Source organism: Streptomyces sp. NPDC056987, assembly GCF_042673865.1.
Taxonomy (GTDB): Bacteria; Actinomycetota; Actinomycetes; order Streptomycetales; family Streptomycetaceae; genus Streptomyces.
In genome coordinates, this window is sequence record NZ_JBHURV010000025.1 from 42717 (window position 1) to 61824 (window position 19108).

15 protein-coding genes and 1 pseudogene are annotated in these 19108 nt (G+C 72.0%); 8 read left to right on the forward strand and 8 right to left on the reverse strand.

The window, feature by feature from the left end:
* Nucleotides 1–31 precede the first annotated feature (31 nt).
* Complete coding sequence (locus ACFTZC_RS26190; protein WP_382893705.1) at nt 32–469, reverse strand: hypothetical protein; 438 nt, start codon at nt 467–469, stop codon at nt 32–34.
* A gap of 174 nt (nt 470–643) precedes the next feature.
* On the opposite strand from ACFTZC_RS26190, the gene ACFTZC_RS26195 reads away from it, so the two are divergent.
* Together ACFTZC_RS26195 and ACFTZC_RS26200 are read left to right on the forward strand one after the other, a co-directional pair.
* Complete coding sequence (locus tag ACFTZC_RS26195; protein WP_382893707.1) at nt 644–1840, forward strand: sensor histidine kinase; 1197 nt, start codon at nt 644–646, stop codon at nt 1838–1840.
* A gap of 17 nt (nt 1841–1857) precedes the next feature.
* On the forward strand, nt 1858–2517 hold the full coding sequence (locus tag ACFTZC_RS26200; protein ID WP_382893709.1) for a response regulator: 660 nt from the start codon (nt 1858–1860) through the stop codon (nt 2515–2517).
* Between the two features lie 74 nt (nt 2518–2591).
* Here ACFTZC_RS26200 and ACFTZC_RS26205 read toward each other — a convergent pair whose 3' ends face one another.
* From ACFTZC_RS26205 to ACFTZC_RS26215, 3 genes are all read right to left on the reverse strand, one after another.
* The gene (locus ACFTZC_RS26205) at nt 2592–3599 is read right to left on the reverse strand and encodes an RNA polymerase sigma factor (protein ID WP_382893711.1); all 1008 of its coding nucleotides are present in this window, start codon (nt 3597–3599) and stop codon (nt 2592–2594) included.
* A gap of 4 nt (nt 3600–3603) precedes the next feature.
* Nucleotides 3604–6483 (reverse strand): excinuclease ABC subunit UvrA, encoded by a 2880-nt coding sequence (uvrA, locus tag ACFTZC_RS26210; protein ID WP_382893713.1) that lies wholly within the window; start codon nt 6481–6483, stop codon nt 3604–3606.
* Nucleotides 6484–6666: 183 nt separating this feature from the next.
* Nucleotides 6667–7659 (reverse strand): SMP-30/gluconolactonase/LRE family protein, encoded by a 993-nt coding sequence (locus ACFTZC_RS26215; protein ID WP_382893715.1) that lies wholly within the window; start codon nt 7657–7659, stop codon nt 6667–6669.
* A gap of 302 nt (nt 7660–7961) precedes the next feature.
* Between ACFTZC_RS26215 and ACFTZC_RS26220 the strand changes: the two genes are divergently transcribed.
* Complete coding sequence (locus ACFTZC_RS26220) at nt 7962–8699, forward strand: NPP1 family protein (protein WP_382893716.1); 738 nt, start codon at nt 7962–7964, stop codon at nt 8697–8699.
* Between the two features lie 136 nt (nt 8700–8835).
* On the opposite strand, the gene ACFTZC_RS26225 is transcribed toward ACFTZC_RS26220, so the two are convergent.
* Complete coding sequence (locus tag ACFTZC_RS26225) at nt 8836–10551, reverse strand: bifunctional 3'-5' exonuclease/DNA polymerase (RefSeq protein WP_382893718.1); 1716 nt, start codon at nt 10549–10551, stop codon at nt 8836–8838.
* Nucleotides 10552–10796: 245 nt separating this feature from the next.
* On the opposite strand from ACFTZC_RS26225, the gene ACFTZC_RS26230 reads away from it, so the two are divergent.
* Entirely contained in the window at nt 10797–11711 is a 915-nt protein-coding gene (locus ACFTZC_RS26230) for an NADP-dependent oxidoreductase (RefSeq protein ID WP_382893720.1), read from the forward strand.
* A 150-nt stretch (nt 11712–11861) separates the two neighbouring features.
* Nucleotides 11862–12488 (forward strand): ATP-binding protein, encoded by a 627-nt coding sequence (locus ACFTZC_RS26235; protein WP_382893722.1) that lies wholly within the window; start codon nt 11862–11864, stop codon nt 12486–12488.
* Here the strand turns inward: ACFTZC_RS26235 and ACFTZC_RS26240 are convergent.
* Nucleotides 12421–12975, reverse strand: a pseudogene (locus ACFTZC_RS26240) (sugar O-acetyltransferase); the annotation flags it as partial. The gene ACFTZC_RS26235 and the pseudogene ACFTZC_RS26240 sit on opposite strands and share 68 nt — an antisense overlap.
* A 235-nt stretch (nt 12976–13210) precedes the next feature.
* Here ACFTZC_RS26240 and ACFTZC_RS26245 point away from each other — a divergent pair.
* On the forward strand, nt 13211–14503 hold the full coding sequence (locus ACFTZC_RS26245) for a DUF2786 domain-containing protein (RefSeq protein ID WP_382893724.1): 1293 nt from the start codon (nt 13211–13213) through the stop codon (nt 14501–14503).
* 171 nt (nt 14504–14674) lie between these two features.
* Nucleotides 14675–16879, forward strand: coding sequence for an FUSC family protein (locus tag ACFTZC_RS26250; protein ID WP_382893725.1), 2205 nt, complete (start codon nt 14675–14677; stop codon nt 16877–16879).
* Between the two features lie 42 nt (nt 16880–16921).
* On the opposite strand, the gene ACFTZC_RS26255 is transcribed toward ACFTZC_RS26250, so the two are convergent.
* A complete protein-coding gene (locus ACFTZC_RS26255; protein ID WP_382893727.1) occupies nt 16922–17434 on the reverse strand; it encodes a hypothetical protein in 513 nt (170 codons plus the stop codon).
* A gap of 414 nt (nt 17435–17848) precedes the next feature.
* On the opposite strand from ACFTZC_RS26255, the gene ACFTZC_RS26260 reads away from it, so the two are divergent.
* Nucleotides 17849–18091 (forward strand): DUF397 domain-containing protein, encoded by a 243-nt coding sequence (locus ACFTZC_RS26260; RefSeq protein ID WP_382893729.1) that lies wholly within the window; start codon nt 17849–17851, stop codon nt 18089–18091.
* A 214-nt stretch (nt 18092–18305) separates the two neighbouring features.
* On the opposite strand, the gene ACFTZC_RS26265 is transcribed toward ACFTZC_RS26260, so the two are convergent.
* Nucleotides 18306–18806: an ATP-binding protein gene (locus ACFTZC_RS26265; RefSeq protein WP_382893731.1), complete on the reverse strand. Its 501-nt coding sequence runs from the start codon at nt 18804–18806 to the stop codon at nt 18306–18308.
* Nucleotides 18807–19108: the final 302 nt, after the last annotated feature.

Sequence of the window (19108 nt, forward strand, 5' to 3'; positions counted from 1 at the left end):
CGTACGGGTGAGCACGTTCGAGGCCACCGGTTCAGTCCTTGAGATGGATGGAGCACGAGACGGTGCCTTTGTCGTCGGGCTCCTTCTGCTCGTCCTTGAGCTTGCCGCCGACGTAGATGCGGCAGGCGGTGCCGGGGGGCGCGTCCTTGACCCCCACGTCGTTGAAGCCGAATCCGACGTTCTGCGCCTTGGTCCACGGCAGTTGCTGCCCCGTTGCGGTCTTCCCGTCGTTGTCGCCGGAGAAGCTGTAGGCGATGTCGGCGGCCCCGGCTCCCGTCACCTCCATCTTCACGTCCCAGCTCCCGCCGAACAGCCCGCACCCGGTGAGCGACACGGCCGCCACGGCCGCGACGCCGGCGGCCCCCAGCGACCTGAGGTACGTACGGGAGGGCTCGCGGGACGCTTTGCGGGACGTGTTTCGGGACGCCTCGGGGAATGCGCGGAATGGGTGGAACGGGGAGATCTGCATCTCGACTCCTGGTGCCTGGCCGGGGAGTTGGTCTCGGACATGGCTCATTCTGGAGGCGGCGCAGGGGCCCCGGTGCCTCCGAAAGTCTGCATTCGCCGCGGTGGCATCGGCCGAAAGTACGCATCCGCCCGCAGCCGCGGCCGGATCCGCGAACGGCCGTCTATCCTCCTCGTCATGCCTCCCTCCCTTCCGCGTCCCGCGCCGGAGGCCGCCGCCGTGGCGGGCGTCTGCGCGCTGCCGGTGGTGCTGGACGCTGGTGTGGTGAGCCGCAGCGGCGTCGGGCTCGCGGTCGTTGCGAGCGGTGTCCTGGCCCTGGGCGTGGCCGCCGCGGTGCCGACGGCGTACCGGGCCGGCCGGCAGTGGACGGTGTGCGCGCTGTCCGTCACCGCGGCGGCCGTCTCGCTGCTGACCACCTCGCTGGTGGAACGTACGGTGCTCCAGCGCACCCCCGGATGGGCCGAACTCCTCGGGCTGCTGGTGCTGTTGTGCCTGGTCTGCCGGTACGGGCGGCCCCTGCCGCTCACCGTGGCGGCGGTGCCGACGGCCGTGGCGGCGATGCTCCTCGATGGCCGTGCTCCGGTACTGTCGGATCTGCCGCTGCTCGACGGGGTCGACCGGCTCTTCACCCTGCTCGCGGTGGGCTTCGCGCTGCTGGGCGGCTATCTGCGGACCGAGGACGGCAGACGCCGGGCGGCGGCCGACCGGGTGCGCCAGTCCGAACGCCTGGACCTCGCACGCGACCTGCACGACCATGTCGCCCACTACGTCACGGCCATGGTCGTCCAGGCCCAGGCCGGGGAGTACACCGCGGGGCGTGACCCGGGCACGGCGCGCGAGCTGTTCTCCAACATCGAACGGACCGGGCAGGAAGGGCTGGTGGCGATGGGGCGGATGGTCCGACTGCTGCGGGAGACCGGCGACCGTGCGGCGCCGGCACCGGTCACGCCCGTCCTGACGACGATCGAGAACCTGGTCCACCGCTTCCCCACGACGGGACAGCACGCCTGGCTGGACGTGGCCGACGGCGTGGACAGCGCCGCCTGGTCGCCCGCGCTGGCGAAGACCGTCGAACGGCTGGTCCAGGAAGGGCTGACCAACGTCCGTAAGCACGCCCGTACGGCCACCACCGTGCACGTCCTGATGGAAGGAGGCGCGGAGTCCGGAGGAGGCGCGGAGTCCGGCCACAGCCGGCTGACCGTCCGCGTCCGTGACAACGCCACCGGACCGCAGCGGGTCCGGGGACGGTTCCGGCACAGTGGCTTCGGCATGATCGGCCTGTCGGAGCGCGTGGCCGAGCTGGGCGGCGAGCTCACCAGCGGCCCGATGCCCGAGGGCGGCTGGGAACTGGCGGCCTCGATACCGGTGAAGTGAGGGAGTGGGGAAGCGCGTTGAGCGTCTCAGTGGTGATCGCGGACGACCAGGAGATGGTACGGACCGGCTTCCGGCTCATCCTGGAGAGCCAGGAGGACATCTCCGTGGTCGGCCAGGCGTCCGACGGTATCGAGGCCGTGGAGACGGTACGCCGGCTGAAGCCCGACGTCTGTCTGATGGACATCCGTATGCCGGGGCTCGACGGCCTGGAGGCGACGAAGCGCCTGCGCCAGGACCGGGGCGCGATGGCGTCCGGTACGAAGATCGTCGTCGTCACCACCTTCGATCTGGTCGAGTACGTCTACGGTGCCCTGCGCGCCGGCGCCAGCGGCTTCCTGGTCAAGAACTCCGGCCCCCGGCTGCTGATAGAGGCGGTGCACGCCGCCGTGAAGGGGGAGTCCCTCATCTCACCGTCCGTCACGGTCAGACTCCTGGAACACCTCAGCGGGCCCTCCCGGGCCGAGACAGCGGAGGCCGCCGCGCGCCGCCTCACTCCCCAGGAGCTGAAGGTGGTGGCCCAGGTCGCCCGGGGCCGTACGAACAACGAGATCGCCGGGGGGATGAGTCTTTCCCTCAGCACCGTCAAGAGCCATCTCAGCCGGATCCAGGACAAACTGCCGGCCCGTAACCGCGTGGAGATCGCGGCCTGGGCCTGGGAGCACGGCATCGTCCGCTGACCTGTCGGGACACCGCGGCGCCCGTGTCGCCGTGACGCCGTGCGGCCTGGACGCCGGGAAGCCCCGGCGCGGCGTCAGTCGGCCGTCAGATAGTCCCGGAGCACCTGGGAGCGGGAGGGGTGGCGGAGCTTGGACATGGTCTTGGACTCGATCTGGCGGATGCGCTCGCGCGTCACCCCGTACACCTGGCCGATCTCCTCCAGCGTCTTCGCGCGGCCGTCGGCGAGGCCGTAGCGGAGGGAGATGATGCCGGCCTCGCGCGGGGTCATCGTGGCGAGGACGGCGTGGATCTCGGTCCGCAGGAGCAGGAATGTGACCAGGTCCGAAGGGGAGGCCGACTCGACGTCCTCGATCATGTCGCCCAGTTCGGTGGCGGTGTCGTCGCCGAGAGGGGTGTGCAGGGAGATGGGTTCCCTGGCGTAGCCGTCGAGTTCGGTGATCCGCTCGACGGACACCTCCATTTTCTCCGCCAGTTCCTCCGGAGTGGGGTGGACCCCCCGATCCTGGAGCAATTCCCGGCGGACCCGGGAGAGCCGGTTGATGACCTCCACCATATGGACCGGGATACGGATGGTCCTGCCCTGGTCGGCGAGGGCCCGGGATATCGCCTGGCGGATCCACCAGGTCGCGTACGTGGAGAACTTGAAACCCTTGGTGTAGTCGAATTTCTCGACGGCCCGGATCAGCCCGGTATTCCCCTCCTGGATCAGGTCGAGAAACATGAGGCCGCGCCCGCTGTAGCGTTTGGCGATGGAGACGACCAGGCGGAGGTTGGCCTCGATGAGGTGGGATTTCGCCCGGCGGCCGTCCTCGGCGAGGATGTTCAGCTCCCTCCGGTGGCGGGCGTCCGGGCCGGGGTCCTCCGCCGTCTTCCTCTCGGCGAACAGCCCGGCCTCGATCCGCTTCGCCAGGTCCACCTCCTGCTCGGCGCTGAGGAGGCGGACGCGGCCGATGCGCTTGAGGTAGTCCCGTACCTGGTCGACCGAGTCCCCGCCGGAGGGCAGCCGGGGCGCGGGGGCGTCGGTGTCCTCTTCGGCGTGGGCTGCGCGGGTGGTGCGGGTGGTGCCGGGGTCCGTCTCCATGGCGTCAGCTCCCCGTCCCCGTGCCCGTCCCCGGCCCGGTCCGGGGGCCGTCCAGCAGCGGGCGCAGGAAACGGCCGGTGTGGGAGTGCGGGTGGGCCGCGACCTCTTCGGGGGTGCCCTCGGTGACGACGGTGCCGCCCCGGCGGCCGCCCTCCGGGCCCATGTCGACGACCCGGTCGGCGGTCTTGACCACGTCGAGGTCGTGCTCGATCACCACGACCGTGTTGCCCGCGTCGACGAGCCGGTGCAGGACGGCCAGCAGCTTCCGTACGTCGTCGGTGTGCAGCCCCGTGGTCGGCTCGTCGAGTACGTACAGGGTGCGGCCCCTGGTGCGCTTCTGCAGCTCGGCGGCGAGCTTCACGCGCTGCGCCTCGCCGCCGGAGAGCGTGGTGGCGGCCTGACCGAGCTTCACGTACCCCAGTCCGACCTCGTTCAGCGTCCTGAGGTGACGGCCGATGATCGCGTGCCCGGCGAAGAAGTCCTCGCACTCCGCGATGGTCAGGGCGAGGATGTCCGCGATCGACTTCCCCTTGTAGTGGACGTCCAGGGTCTCGCGGTTGTACTGCGCCCCGTGGCAGACCTCGCACGGGACATGGACGTCCGGGAGGAAGCTCATCTCCACGCGGATGGTGCCGTCGCCGAGGCAGTTCTCGCAGCGGCCGCCCTTCAGGTTGAAGGAGAACCGGCCCGGCTGGTAGCCGCGTACCTTCGCCTCCGCCGTCTGCGCGAACAGCCGGCGCAGATGGTCGAAGAGCCCGGTGTACGTGGCGGGGTTGGAGCGGGGGGTGCGGCCGATCGGCGACTGGTCGACCCGGACCACCTTGTCGATCTCCTCGGCGCCGGTGATCGTACGGTGGCGTCCCGGCGCCCGGTGGGCGCGGTGGACGCGTTTGGCCAGCGCCGTGTAGAGGATGTCGTTGACCAGTGTCGACTTGCCGGAGCCCGAGACGCCGGTGACGGCGATGAACTGGCCGAGCGGGAACGAGACCGTCACGTCGCGCAGATTGTGTTCGGCCGCGTCGTGCACGGTGATCTCGCGGCCCTCGGTCCGGGGCCGGCGCCGCTCGGGCACCGGGATCCGCCGCCGCCCCGAGAGGTACGCGCCCGTCAGCGACGTGGGGTGGGCCAGCAGCTCCCGCGCCGTACCGGAGTGCACCACGTGCCCGCCGAGCGCGCCGGCCCCGGGACCGATGTCCACCACCCAGTCGGCCACCCGTACGGTCTCCTCGTCGTGCTCGACCACGATCACCGTGTTGCCCCGGTCGCGCAGCCGCAGCAGCGTCCCGATCAGCCGCTGGTTGTCCCGCTGGTGCAGTCCGATGCTCGGCTCGTCCAGTACGTAGAGGACGCCGACCAGCCCGGATCCGATCTGGGTGGCCAGCCGGATCCGCTGCGCCTCCCCGCCGGAGAGACCGGCGGCCGGGCGGTTCAGCGTCAGGTAGTCCAGGCCCACGTCCAGGAGGAAGCGCAGCCGCTCGTCGATCTCCGCGAGGACGGCCTCGGCGACCCGGCGCTCCCAGCCTTCGAGCCGCAGGTCGCGGGAGAACGCGGCGAGTTCGTCGAGCGGCAGCGCGGTCAGCTCCGCGATACCGCGTCCGCCCACGGTGACCGCGAGCACCTCGGGCCGGAGCCGGGCGCCGCCGCAGGCGGGGCAGTCCACCTCCCGCATATAGCCCTCGAACCGCGACGGGGAGGCGTTCTCCTCGGCCTCCGCGTGGCGGCGCCGGATGTGCGGGATGACGCCTTCGTACGGGGTGGTGTGGGAACGGTCCCGGCCGAACCGGTTCGTGTACGAGAGGCGGAGCCGCTCCGGCGTGCCGTGCAGCACCACCTTCCGTACGGCGGCGGGGAGTTCGCGCCACGGAGTGGCGGTGCTGAACCCCGTCTCGGCGGCCAGCGCGTCGAGGAGCCGGGAGAAGTACTCGGCGCCGCTGGTCGAGGTCCAGGGGGCGATGGCGCCCTCGGCGAGCGACTTCCCGGCGTCCGGGACGACGAGGCCGGGGTCGACCTCCGCGCGCGAGCCGAGGCCGCCGCAGTCGGGGCAGGCGCCCCAGGGCGCGTTGAAGGAGAACTGCCGGGGCTCCAGCTCCGGCAGGCCGATGTCATGGGCCCGGGGGCAGGCCATCGTCTCCGAGAAGGTCAGCTCGCGCCCGGGGTCGGTGGCGGCGAGGTCCACGAACTCGACGGCGATGGCGCCGCCCGCCAGCCCGAGGGCGGTCTCGACGGACTCGGTGAGCCGCTGCCGGACGGCCGGCTTCACGGTCAGCCGGTCCACGACGACCTCGACCGAGTGTTTCTTGCGCGGGTCGAGCGCGGGCGGCCTCGTCAGCGGAAGGACCGTACCGTCCACCCGGACCCGGCTGAACCCGTCGGCCGTCAGCTGCCGGAAGACATCGGCGTGTTCCCCCTTGCGGTCGCGTACGACGGGGGCCAGCACCTGGAGGCGTACGCCCTCGTCGTACGCGAGCAGGCGGTCGACGATCTTCTGGGGCGTCTGGCGGGTGATCGGCTCCCCGCACTCCGGGCAGTGGGGGCGGCCGACGCGCGCGTACAGCAGGCGCAGGAAGTCGTAGACCTCGGTGAGGGTGCCGACGGTGGAACGCGGGTTGCGGCCGGTGGTCTTCTGGTCGATGGCGATCGACGGGGATATCCCCTCGACGGAGTCGACATCGGGCTTGTCCAATTGACCGAGGAACTGGCGGGCATATGCGGAAAGCGATTCGACGTAACGCCGCTGACCCTCGGCGAAAATGGTGTCGAAGGCCAGGCTCGACTTCCCCGAACCGGATACTCCGGTGAAAACGATGAGCGCGTCCCTGGGCAGGTCCACGGAAACATCGCGGAGATTGTGCTGGCGGGCACCCTTGATTACGAGACGGTCCATCACGAGTTGAACCCTAACTCACCTGCAGCGGTGGCGTTATGGGATCGTTATGGGTTTTTTCGTTGCTCACGCTTTCGCGGAAAAAGCAAGTGCCGCGAAGGGGAAAGGGGGAATGCGCCGGAGGCGGGATCCGGCGCATTCCTTTTTCGGGGCCTTGTAGGTGGTTGTGGTCGGTGGGTGTGGTCAGAGGGGAACGGCCACGGCGTTGAACGTCGTCTCGGGTGTCTGCGGTGTGGTGAAGCGGGCGTTGACCAGATAGAGCCGGTCGCCCCAGCGGGCGACGGTGGTCGGCACGTCGAAGCGCGGGTCGGTGATCGTACGGCGCAGGGTGGCGGAGCGCAGCCCCGCGTCGAGTTCGAACACGCTGATCAGATTCAGCCGGTTCTGGACGACGTACAGGGTCCGCCCGAGCCGGAGGAGGCCGTCGCCGTTGGAGACGTCGGCCGCGCCGTTCAGCGCGAGTTCCGTGGCGTGACCGGTCTTCAGCTCCACGTGGTAGAGCCGGCCGGGCTGGCTGCTCACGACGATCAACCCCCGGCCGCCGGGGGCGGAGACGATGCCGTTGGCGTTGTTCACGTCGGGCGTCTGCACCCAGTCCCCGCCGAGGGGGAGGCTGCGGATGCCGGCCTTCCGGCCCGCTGCGGCCGCCCGGCCGCGCGGTATCCCGTACAGCACGCTGTCGCGCGAGTCGGTGAACCAGGCGCGGTCGCCGAGCAGGATCACGTCGTTGATGAAGTGACCGGTCGCGGGCGTCGGTCGGTACGTGGCCACGAGCCGGCCGGTGCGGGTGTCGACGACCCGCGCCGTCCCTCCGCCGCCCCCGGCGACGTAGAGCAGCCCGTCCTCGTCCAGTTCGACCCCGACGGCCGCCGTGCCGGCCTCGCCCGGGTGGACGACCGTGCCCTCGCCGGTGCGCAGATCGGTGCGGAGGATGGCGCCGTTGGCGCGCGAGCCCATGTAGGCGTACGGGCGGTCGCCGATGGTGATCCCCTCGGGGAGGAAGCCGTCCGGCAGCGGGAACTCGGTCGGCCACGCGCCGCTCGGCCGTGCGGCGGCGCTCGCCGGGCCGGCGCCGGCCGCGAGGGCGAGGGCCGCGAGGGCGGTGGTGCCGAGCACGGCGCGCCGGGACGGCGGCTCCGTGGTGCGGGTGTGGGGGTGGGGGTGGTTCCGGGTCATGGTTCAGGGCCTCCGTGAAAGGGGGTGGGGAAGCGGGAACGCTGCGGACTCGGTGACTCCATGGAATGGAAGTGATCGGCGGAGCGGGAGCGGCGGACCCGGCGGGCGCGCGGCTTCCGGTCCGCGTCAGCTCGATGTCAACTCGCCTTCTCCTGGCGTTGGTTGCTCTGCTCGAAGCTCCATTTCGTTCGTAACGAGCTGCCATGTGCCGGAGTTCCCTACACGTGAAGTGGGCATGCCAATATCGCCGTCGGCCCCACGTCGCGGTCCACCAGGAGGACGCAGTGAAGAAGAGCTCGCGCATGCGTAAGGCCGCACTCACCCTCGGCAGCGCGGTCGCGCTGGTCGTCGCCTTTCCGGGCAGTGCTTTCGCCGCGCCTCCGACGGCCCTGCCGGGGAACGCGGACGAGTTGGAGCGTACGTACCAGCCGGCCTACGACTACGACACCGACGGCTGCTACCCCACCCCCGCCATCGGCCCCGACGGCACCCTCAACGGCGGCCTCAACCCGTCCGGGGCGCCCCAGGGCGAGTGCCGCGACCAGTCGGACCTGGACAACACCAACGGGTACGCGCGGTCCAAGTGCAACAACGGCTGGTGCGCGGTCATGTACGGCCTCTACTTCGAGAAGGACCAGGCCACGATCGGCGGACACCGTCACGACTGGGAACACGTCGTGGTGTGGGTGCAGAACAATCAGGCGCAGTACGTCTCCACTTCGGCCCACGGCGGCTTCACCGTCCACGGCCGGGACCAGATCCGCTGGGACGGGGCGCACCCCAAGATCGTCTACCACAAGGACGGCCTGAGCACGCACGCCTTCCGCGCCGCGAACGCCAACGACGAGCCGCCGGAGAACCACTACCGCGCGTGGCAGTACCCGACCCTGGTGGGCTGGAACGGGTATCCCGCGGGCCTCCGCGACAAGCTCGGCCAGGCCAATTTCGGCAGCGCCAACTTCGGCCTCAAGGACGGCAGTTTCAACAGCCACCTGGAGAAGGCCAAACCGGCCGGCATCCCGTTCGACCCCAACGCCTGACGAACGCCCCACGCCCGGGGCCCTGTGCCGGGGCCCCGGGCAGCGGATGATCTCCGTCCGTTGAAACGCGTCCACAGGCCGGACCGGCTTCGGGTCACTTCGACATCACTTCGACAACACGTCCCATCACGTCCCATCACTTCGCGTCGGAGTAGCGCTCCACTGTCGCCGTCGTGAACGAGAACCGCACCGGTGTCTCGCCGAAGGCGATCCTCCCGGCCAGCTCGCCGGCCGCGCCGATCGCCGCCGCCACCTCCTCGGCCTCCTCCCGCGGGCAGTGCACGATCACCTCGTCGTGCTGGAAGAAGACCAGCTCGGCGCGCATCCCCGCGATCGCCCGGCGCAGCGCCGCCAGCATCAGCAGGGCCCAGTCGGCCGCGCTGCCCTGTACGACGAAGTTACGGGTGAAACGGCCCCGGGCCCGGCCGTTCGACGACGCGTATCCGGGGGTGAACTCCCCGCCGGAGAAGCCGCCGGAGCCGGTGGGGGCCGGTCCGTCCGGCTCCGGTGCCTCCTGCGGGATTCCGGCCTCGTCGTCCTCCGCGCCGGCCGCGCGTGGGCTCGTCCGCCCGAGCCAGGTCCGTACGATCCTGCCCTCCTCGCCCGCCCGGGCCGCGTCGTCCACATACGCCACGGCGAGCGGGAACCTCCGGCGCAGCGCGGCCAGATTCTTCAGCCCGTCACCGGACGTCTGGCCGTAGATCGCCCCCAGCAGGGCGAGCTTCGCGTGCTCCCGGTCGCCCGAGAAGGCCCGGTCGGAGAGCGCCGTGTACAGATCGCCGGGGTGCCCCGCCACCTGCATCAGCCCCGGGTCGCGGGAGATCGCGGCCAGGACGCGCGGCTCCATCTGGTCGGCGTCCGCGACCACCAGCCGCCACCCGGCGTCGGCGACGACCGCCCGGCGGATCACCCGGGGGATCTGCAGCGCCCCGCCGCCGTTGGTGGTCCAGCGGCCCGAGACCGTACCCCCCGGCTGGTACTCCGGGCGGAACCGGCCGTCCCGCACCCAGTCCTGGAGCCAGCTCCAGCCGTGCGCCGTCCAGATCCGGTACAGCTTCTTGTACTGGATCAGCGGCTCCACCGCCGGATGGTCGATCTCCTGCAGCTCCCACCGCCGGGTCGACCTCACCCGGATGCCCGCCTGCGCGAACGCCTTCACCACGTCGGCCGGCAGGTCCGGCCGCACCCGCCGGCCGAACGCCGCCGAGACCGCGTCGGCCAGCTCCGCCAGCCGCCGGGGCTCGCCCCCGCCCGCGTACCGCTCGCCGAGCAGTTCGTGCAGCACCTCCCGGTGCACGTCCGCCCGCCAGGGCAGCCCCGCCCGGTGCATCTCCGCGGCCACCAGCATGCCCGCGGACTCGGACGCGGTGAGCAGCCGCAGCCGCCCGGGATGCTCGGCCGCCCCATGCCTGCGCTGCTGGTCCGCGTAGACCTCCACCAGGTCCTCGAAGGGAATCTCCGCTCCCGCCCGCGGCTCGAAGAGCGAGGACTGGGAGCCCGGCTCCGCCGAGCGGGGCGGCGGATCGGGCGGCACCGGCCCGTTCCGCAACCGGGCCAGCGCGGCGGCCGCCGACCGGGGCTCGCCCAGCCTCCCCTCGTGGGCCAGCAGCAGGGACTCGCTCGCCTCGATGTCGTAACACCGCTCGACGCGCACCCCCGCCGCCAGCAGGCGCGGATACACCGCGGAGGTGGCCCGCCACACCCATCGCCCCACCTCGGGCAGGCGGGCCCCGACCGCCGCGACGAGATCCGGCTCCCGCAGCACGGGACCGGCCGCCCGGCCGTCCTCGCCCAGCGGCACGAGCAGCGCGCCGCCGCCGTCCGTCGGAGCCACCGCCCATCGTTCGGTCATGGGAGCGAGTCTGGCAGGAGGGTCTGACAACGGCCCGCGACGACGGCCCGTCCGAGACGGCCCGTCCGTCGACGGCCCGTCACCGCCCGCCGCCCGCCCGGGAGGCGGGCACGGCCGGTCGCCGGGAGGATCGGTCCTGAAGCCGGAACAGGGAAGCCCGCCGGGATGTTGATGGCTCCCATGGGCCCGGGGGACCCGTACGGCACGCAGGTCACGTGAAGAACATGAGATCTCTGGAGGTTGAGATGCGCGCGGTCGTTTTCGAGGAGTTCGGCGGTCCCGAGGTGCTGCACGTCAAGGACGTCGACGAGCCTCACCCGGGCCCCGGCCAGATCCGGGTGGCCGTACGGGCGGCAGGCGTCAACCCGATGGACTACAAGATCCGCCACGGATGGATGGACGCGTTCGTACCCACGACGTTCCCCGCCGTCCCCGGACTGGAGTTCTCCGGAGTCGTGGACGAGACCGGCGAAGGGGTGACCGACTTCGCCGTCGGCGACGAGGTGCTGGGCTGGTCCGCCACCGGCGCCTACGCCCCCTACGCCCTGGCCGACGTCGTCGTCGCCAAGCCCGCCGGTCTGAGCTGGGACGAGGCAGCGGCGATCCCCGTCGCGGGGGAGACCGCGCTGCGCGGCCTCGACGCGCTCGGCGTCCGGGACGGAGAGACCCTGCTGCTGCACGGCGCGGCGGGCGCGGTCGGCGCCCTGGCCGTGCAGCTCGCGGTGGCCCGCGGCGCCACCGTGATCGGCACGGCCTCCCCGGCCAACCACGAGTACGTGGCCTCGCTGGGCGCCGTCCCCGTGGCGTACGGCGACGGCCTGGTCGACCGGGTGCGTGCGGCCGCGCCCCAGGGGGTGGACGCGGTCTTCGACACCTCGGGCAAGGGGGCGCTGCCCGACTCGATCGAGCTGCGCGGCGGCACGACGGACCGGATCGTCACCATCGCCGACCCGGCGGCCGAGGAGCTGGGGGTGACCTTCTCCTCCGGCGGCACGACCCCCGAGGCCAAGCGCGCGGGGCTGGCCGAGAACGCCCGGCTGGCGACGGAGGGCGCGCTGCGGGTGCGGGTCGCGGGGACCTTCCCGCTCGCGGAGGCGGGCAAGGCGCAGCAGACGAGCGAGGAGGGACACGCGGGCGGAAAGCTGGTGATCACCCCCTGACTGGTGATCACCCCCTGACTGGTGATCACCCCCTGAGGGGCGCCTCCTGAGGGCCGCTGACAGGGCCCGGGAACGGTGATGTGGCACGGCGGCGCTCCTCTCATGCACGATAGGTTGCCCTCTGCGATCTATTGATGCCTGAGAGTAGCGATGCTCACTGACAGTGGACTTGTGCACGATGTCTACGACTCCGGCCGGCCATGGCTCTCTCTCACCCGGATCCCCCTCCCGCACACGCCGGAAGCGGCCCGGCGAGCCCGCCGTCACACCCGCGAGGTGCTCGCGCTGCGCCGGGTGGGCGGCGAGTCCGCGGCCACCGTCGAACTGGCGGTCAGCGAACTCGTCACCAACGCCGTACGGCACGGCGTCTGCGTCTGCGGCTGCACGCGCGGCGCCGTCACCCTCACCCTGCTGCGCTCACCGGACGGCCGCCTGCGCGTCGAGGTCGCCGACCCCGCCCGTACGCCGCCGAGATGGCCGACGGGCGTCGCATCGGTCGACACGGAGGCGACGGAGGGCAGGGGGTTGCTCCTGGTCGCGGCCCTGGCCTCGGACTGGGGTGACCACGCGGGCCCCGCCCGGGGGAAAGTGGTGTGGTGCGAGTTCGGTCCGCCTACCGACCTGCCCCCTGCTCCACCTTCTGAGCCGCCCCCTGCTCCGTCTCCCGTGGCTCCGGCCCCTGCTCCGTCTCCGGCCCCTTGTCCGACGCCGTCAGCTCGCGTATCACCCGCGCCGGATTCCCCACGGCCAGCACGCCCGCGGGCAGGTCCTTCGTGACGACCGATCCCGCGCCGACCACTGTGTTCTCGCCGATGGTGACCCCGGGGCAGACGATGACCCCGCCACCGAGCCACACGTTGTCCCCGATCGTCACCGGGGACGCCTTCTCCCAGCCCGCGCGGCGGCGCTCCGTGTCCAGCTCGTGGGTGGGCGTGAGGAGCTGGACGTTCGGACCGATCTGGACGTCGGAGCCGATGGTGATCGGCGCGGCGTCCAGGAAGACCGCGTTGAAGTTGACGAACGTACGGGCCCCGATGGTGATGTACGTCCCGTAGTCGCACTGGAACGGTGGCCGTATCCGGACGTCCTCGCCCACCGAACCCAGCAGCTCCGCGAGGATCCCGGCGCGATCGCCCGGCGCGGCGCCGCCGTTCCCGTTGTACGCCGCGCAGAGTGCGAAGCGGCGCTCGGTCTCCGCCATCAGCTCCTCGTCGTCGGGGAGATACCACTCGCCGGCCAGCATGCGCTGCTTGTTCTCGCCCATGGACGCTCCTCCGCGGATGAAAGCCCTCGCTCATCGACTGGATGCACCACCCTAATCCCGGTACGCGGGCCGCCGGTTCGTTGTCCACAGGCTGTGGACAGAGCGGGGCGGGACGGGGCAGGACAGGGAGGGCCAGGACGGGGCGGATGCGACCGCTCCACCCGGACCTGGGACCATCAAGGGCGCGAGACGGAGGAGACGCCCCCATGGCCATGGAGCACCGCGAGGCCGCGGCATGAGTGAGAAGCGTGCCACCGGCGACCCCGCGCGCACGGTCGACCGCGCCGTGACCGCGATGCTCTCCACCGGCGCCGGCGCCCCCGGTCCCGACGGCATCGACACCGGCGCCTCCCTCCTCGCCGCCGACCCGGCCGCCGACCCGGAACTCCGGCGGCGCGGCGAGCGGTACCTGCGGCTGGCCTGGGAGCGGGGCTGGCAGCCCGCCGATGTCGCCCGCCTCGTCCGTCGCGACCTGCACGGGCCCCATCTGCGGATTCTCGCCGAGCTGGCGGCCGGGGAGGCGCGGCGCTACGAGCGGCTGACGCCGCGCTGGACCGCCCAGCTGGACGAACTCGACCAGGAGTCGGGCCCGGCGGCGGGCGGCGCTCCGCACCGGGCCGACCGGTTCTCGTACGCCACCACCGTTCTGGAGCTGTATCTGCTGCTCGCCCGGCTGCCCGCGATCGAGCCCGTCGGGCCGGTGCCCGGCGCGCCCCTCCATCTGCCGCCCGCCGAGGGCGAACCGCGCATGCTCACCAGGATCCGCGCGCTGCTCGCCAAGGCGGAGGCAACGGGTTACCCGGAGGAGGCCGAGGCGCTCACGGCCAAGGCGCAGGAGCTGATGGCGCGCCACAGCATCGACGAGGCGCTGCTCGCGGACCGGACGCACCGGGGCGATGTGCCCGGCGCCTGCCGGATCGGCGTGGACGCCCCCTACGAGACGGCGAAGGCGATCCTGCTCGACGCGGTCGCCGCCGCCAACCGCTGCCGCGCGGTCTGGAACAGCGCGTACGGTTTCTCGACGGTCGTCGGGTTCGAGCCCGACCTGGAGGCGGTCGAACTACTCCACACCTCCCTGCTGGTGCAGGGCACCGCGGCCATGACCCGCGCGGAGGCGGCCCAGCGCGCGGGCGGCCGCAAGCGGACGAAGACCTTCCGTCAGTCGTTCCTGATGGCGTACGCGCACCGTCTCGGCGAGCGCCTGGCGGCGGCCACGGAGCAGGCGACGGAACAGGCCGCCGACGAGGCCACCGGGGGGACGGCGGAGAGGAGCGCCGCGTCGGGCGGCGGATCCGGACTGCTCCCGGTGCTCGCGGCGCGGGAAGCCGCGGTGGCCGACCGTACGGACCGGATGTTCCCGGAGACCGTCGCGACGCGGGTGCGCGGGGTGACGGACGCGGAGGGCTGGACCCACGGCATCTCCGCGGCGGACGCGGCCCATGTGCCGGGCGGCGGCACGGGAAACGCTCGCGGTACGGGCGGCGGTGCGGGCGGTACGGACCGACGCGGCCGCATCCGCCCCGCCTGACCCGCCCGTACGCGGACCCGCTGCCCTCGGACCCGCTGCCCTCGGACCCGCTGACCCTGGCCCCGCTGCCCTCGGCCCCGTTGACCCGGACCCGTTGACCCCGGACCCGCTGACCCCGCGTCGTTCCCTCCCTTACCGCTCTATTCCGGGAGTAATCGCTACCCTCACCCCATGAGCTGGCTCCGGGCGTTGAGGGACACCGCCCTCTCCGGGCTCAGTGTCGAGCGGCGGCGGCTCGAACCGTTCGTCGCGCTGCGCGGGGCCGCCGGTCTCGCCGTGGTCGTGTTCGGCACGCTCGCGCTCTTCGGTCCGAGCGTCGCCGCCAGCGCCGCGTTCGGCGCGTTCCAGGCGGGGATCGCCACCTTCCAGCGCAGTTGGCGCCCCCGGCCGGTGCTCGCGCTCGCCTCCGGGGCGAGTCTCGGCGTCAGCACGTTCCTCGGCTATCTCACCGGTGCCCACTCCGGGCTGTTCCTCGTCCTGCTCGCGCTCTGGACCTTTCTCGCCGGGCTCGCCTGGACGGCCGGGCCGACCGCCGGGGTCATCGCGTCCTCCAATGTCGCGATCATGCTGGTGACGGTCACGCTGCCGACCTCCGTCGCGACCGCGGCGGGCCACGCGGCCGTGATCGCCGCCGGCGGTCTCGTCCAGGCCGGAATGATCGTGCTCTTCCCCGTCAGACCCTGGGGACTCCAGCGCGACGCGCTCGCCGACGCCCTCGCCGCGCTGGGCGACTACGCCCGCCGGCTGCGCCAGGACCCGACCGCCCCGTTCGACCCGGAACCCCTGATGACGGCGCGCAGCGCCGCCGCCGTCACCGCCTGGCAGGCGCGCCGGCGCCCGGCCGAACTGCACGGCGCCCGCGGGCTCGCCGAGCGGATCAGGCCCGTACTCGCCTCGCTCGCCGATCCGGAGGTGGGCGGCGCGGCCGAGGGCCCGGAGCGGGACCGGGTGCGGGAACTCCTCGCCGCGACCGGTTCCGTACTGGACTCCACCGCGCGCGCCGTACGCCACGGCACGCCGGTCCATCTCGCGCCCGCCGCGGTCGCCGCTCTGCGCAGCCCCGACACCGAGGCGCTGCTCACGGGCCCGGCACGGCGCGCCGCCGCCCGGCTGGTCCCGCTGCTCGACCTGCTCCACGACGTGGTCGAGACCGACGTCGTCGCCGTGGAACCGACCTCACCTGCCGCACCTCCCGCGCCCCGGGGCGCGGTTCCGGGCGCGGAGCCCGGCCCGGATTCCGGCGGCGGCGACCACGTCACCGCGTACCGCGACCGCCCCGGGCTGCTGCGGCTCCTCCCGCTCGTCCTGCGCGACATACGGGGCGAGCTGCACCGCGACTCGCCGATCCTGCGTCACGCGGTGCGCGTCACGGCCGTCACCTGTGCGGGGGACGTCCTCGGCGCCGCGTTGCCGCTCGGGCACGGCTACTGGGCGCCCATGACCGTCGTCATGGTGATGCGCCCCGACTTCGCCCAGACGTACGGGCGTTCCGTGGCCCGCTTCGGCGGCACCCTCGTCGGCGTCGCGCTGGCCACCGGCATCGTCCAGGCGGCCCATCCGGGCGGTTACGTCTCCGCCGCGTTCGCCGTCGTCAGCGCCGGCCTGATGTATCTGCTGCTGCGCACGGGCTACGCGATCAGCCAGGTCTTCGTCTCCGCCTATGTCGTCTTCCTGCTCGGCATGGCGGGGGCCGGCGTCTCGCAGACCGTACGGGAACGGGCCCTGCTCACCTTCCTCGGCGGGCTGCTCGCGATGATCGCGTACGCGGTCTTCCCCGCCTGGGAGACCCCGCGGCTGCGCGCCCGCCTCGCCGACTGGCTGCTCACGGACGGGCGGTACGCCGCGGCGGTCGTCGGCCACTACGCCCGGCCCGGCGACCGCGGGGGACCCGAAGGGCGCGAGGTGCGCGAGACCCTCCTCGCGACGCGTACGGCGCGGGTCGCCTGGCACACGTCCGAGGAGCGGGCCGCGCACGAACCGGTGCGGCACCGGGGCCTGTCGCGCACCACGGCCGACCGGGCGGAGTACGCCCTCGCCCAGTTCGCGCGGGTCGCCATGCTGATGGAGGCGCACCTTCCGGGGCGCGGCGTCACGCCCGTACCGGCGGCCGCCGGGCTCGCCGAGGTGCTGCGGGAGACCACGGAAGCGGGCGCGAAGGCCGTACGGGAAGGGCGGGTTCCGCGCTGGGACACGCTCCGCGACGAGCTGGCGCGCTGGGACGGTGAGGGCGTACCCGACCAGGTCGTACGGGGCGCGGCCGGCCGGCTGCTCGAAGCGCTGGAGGAACTGTCGGCGGCCCTGGAGGGGGACAGCGGCGGGCCGCGGTCCCCTGGGGGATCCGCGGCCCGAGCGCCGGAGCAGGGCCCGTCGGCCTGATCCGGCGGCCGTCCCGGCCAACTGCCCGCGGCCGGTGTGCCGTCAGCCGGTCGGAAGCTCGGTCGGCAGACCCGACGGGAGGTCGGTCGGCAGGTTGGTGGGCAGCGCGTCGGACGCCGTCTTCTTCAACGTGTCCTTCGTGCCACCGGTCCAGGAGATGACCAGCGTCTTGCCGTCGTTGGACTCGATCGAGCCCATCGTGCGCTCGGTGTCGCCGTCGCCGCACTTCAGCGCGAACATCGGCGCACCGCTCATCTCCTCCACCGCGCCCTGGCAGACGTGTTCGGCGGCGACGAGCGCGACCTTCCCGGAGGCGACGGCCAGCGCCACCGACTTGCCGTCGGTCAGGCCGGCCCACGTTCCCTCGACACTCGCGGCGTCCGCGTCCGAGCCCGAGCCGGAGGCGGGACTCGATCCACTGTCGCTCGGCGCGGTGGCGCCGGTCTCCTTGTCCGAGTCGCCCTTGTCACTGTCACTGCCGCACCCCGTGAGCGCGAGTGCGACGACGAGCCCGGCCGCAGCGGCGCCGGTTCGTACGAGCTGGTGCACGTTCATGTCCCCCTAGTCGGTAGCAGACCGCGCCAAGCTACCAGGGCGACTTGCGCACCCCGCGCAGGAATCCCGTGTGTGCGGCGTCCGCCCCGGACCGGGACGGGATCGAGCGGCTGTGCGACTCCTGGAGTCTTCGGTACGGACCGGGGTAGCCGGTGTCAGAGGTGGCCCTGGTGCGGCGGACTGGACCAATACCTGGAGACTGGGCAGGAAGAGGGATCCTTACGGCCCTGTTTCGCGTCTCTCTCCATAGAAGGGGGATGTACGTCTCCGCACGCGGGCGCGGGTGTTCACGAGGGCATCTGTAACCGAGGGGCCACCCCGCGTGCACGTGCATCTGCTCATGCATCGGCACATGAAACACAGCTATGATCCGAGACAGTTGACACCTGCACCTTGCAACTCGGGGAGCGACCTGTGCACCACGTGTACAACGGCATAACGGCCACAGAGCTTCACGGAGTCGTCTGGCAGAAGAGCAGGCACAGCAACTCCCAGGGATCCTGCGTGGAGTTCGCGAAGCTGCCGAGCGGCGAGGTGGCGGTACGCAACTCACGCCACCCTGACGGACCCGCGCTCGTCTACACGCTCGCCGAGATCGAGTCGATGCTCATCGGCGTCAAGGCGGGCGAGTTCGACCATCTCGTGGCGGGCGCCTGAGGGCCCCTGGCCCCCATGGCCTGTTACCGACGGTTGCACCTTCGGTCGGCGGCTCGTCGCGCATCGGTGCGATCAGAACGCGCCATTTTCTGTTGCAGTATGGCCGAATAATCGAGGGTCAGGTCTAGACCATCCGGTATTTTGATCATGGGATCTGACTTATCGGCGATGGTTTTCGGCCAATGGGATCGGCCGGTCCGGCCCCAGGCCCACGTCAGGCCCGGTCGGCCGGTAGCTGGAACAGGGCCCAGACCACCTTGCCGTGCAGCGACCCGGCCAGCGGGTGCCACCCCCACGTGTCGCTGAACGACTCCACCAGGAAGAGCCCCCGCCCGGACTCCGCCGCGCAGTCCTCGTCCGCGTCCCGTGTCGCGGGGCTCATGAGGCTGGGGTCCCGTACCGCGCACACCAGCCGCGACGACCACCGCATCAGATGCAGGCGTACGGGGGGCTCGTGCGGCTCGCGCGGGGTGTCGGCGGGCAGTGCGTGCCGCAGCGCGTTCGTGACCAGTTCGGAGACGACCAGGGCGACGTCGTCGAACCGCTCGCTCAGCTCCCACTGGGAGAGTGTGGTCCGGGTGAACTGCCGGGCCCCGCGCACCGCCTCGTACCGGGCGGGCAGGGCGCACGAGGCCGTGCCGGCCGCTCCTGCGGGATCGATCGGGGGGAGCCCTTGCCTCAAGGGCTCCAGCATGGTCGATCCATTCATCCCCATGCGAGCACTCCCGGGGTTCGCGGCCGTAGCGATACTGCGGGTGGTTCAGCGGCACAACGCGTCAAACACGATCCAGCACGCAGGTGCGCGGGGCCCATGGTTCCGAATGCGTACGACAGATGCAAGAGCAGATGCACGTGCACGTGCCCAGCTTCACCCCTAACATGACGGTTATGGCTCATTTCTTCCTGTGACCAGTTTCGCCCTCTCCGCAAAGCCTTCTTATTTCAGTAATCGAATGAGTACGGGGCGAAGCGTTTTGATGGCAGAATCCGGCACTTGGAGTTCCGGGGGTGCTCCGA

Excerpts from the sequence above, each read along its gene's own strand:
- ACFTZC_RS26190 (WP_382893705.1), bottom strand. The coding sequence starts at position 469 with ATGCAGATCTCCCCGTTCCACCCATTCCGCGCATTCCCCGAGGCGTCC.
- ACFTZC_RS26195 (WP_382893707.1), top strand. The coding sequence starts at position 644 with ATGCCTCCCTCCCTTCCGCGTCCCGCGCCGGAGGCCGCCGCCGTGGCG.
- ACFTZC_RS26205 (WP_382893711.1), bottom strand. The coding sequence starts at position 3,599 with ATGGAGACGGACCCCGGCACCACCCGCACCACCCGCGCAGCCCACGCC.
- uvrA (WP_382893713.1), bottom strand. The coding sequence starts at position 6,483 with ATGGACCGTCTCGTAATCAAGGGTGCCCGCCAGCACAATCTCCGCGAT.
- ACFTZC_RS26215 (WP_382893715.1), bottom strand. The coding sequence starts at position 7,659 with ATGACCCGGAACCACCCCCACCCCCACACCCGCACCACGGAGCCGCCG.
- ACFTZC_RS26220 (WP_382893716.1), top strand. The coding sequence starts at position 7,962 with ATGCGTAAGGCCGCACTCACCCTCGGCAGCGCGGTCGCGCTGGTCGTC.
- ACFTZC_RS26225 (WP_382893718.1), bottom strand. The coding sequence starts at position 10,551 with ATGACCGAACGATGGGCGGTGGCTCCGACGGACGGCGGCGGCGCGCTG.
- ACFTZC_RS26230 (WP_382893720.1), top strand. The coding sequence starts at position 10,797 with ATGCGCGCGGTCGTTTTCGAGGAGTTCGGCGGTCCCGAGGTGCTGCAC.
- ACFTZC_RS26235 (WP_382893722.1), top strand. The coding sequence starts at position 11,862 with ATGCTCACTGACAGTGGACTTGTGCACGATGTCTACGACTCCGGCCGG.
- ACFTZC_RS26245 (WP_382893724.1), top strand. The coding sequence starts at position 13,211 with ATGAGTGAGAAGCGTGCCACCGGCGACCCCGCGCGCACGGTCGACCGC.
- ACFTZC_RS26250 (WP_382893725.1), top strand. The coding sequence starts at position 14,675 with ATGAGCTGGCTCCGGGCGTTGAGGGACACCGCCCTCTCCGGGCTCAGT.
- ACFTZC_RS26255 (WP_382893727.1), bottom strand. The coding sequence starts at position 17,434 with ATGAACGTGCACCAGCTCGTACGAACCGGCGCCGCTGCGGCCGGGCTC.
- ACFTZC_RS26265 (WP_382893731.1), bottom strand. The coding sequence starts at position 18,806 with ATGGGGATGAATGGATCGACCATGCTGGAGCCCTTGAGGCAAGGGCTC.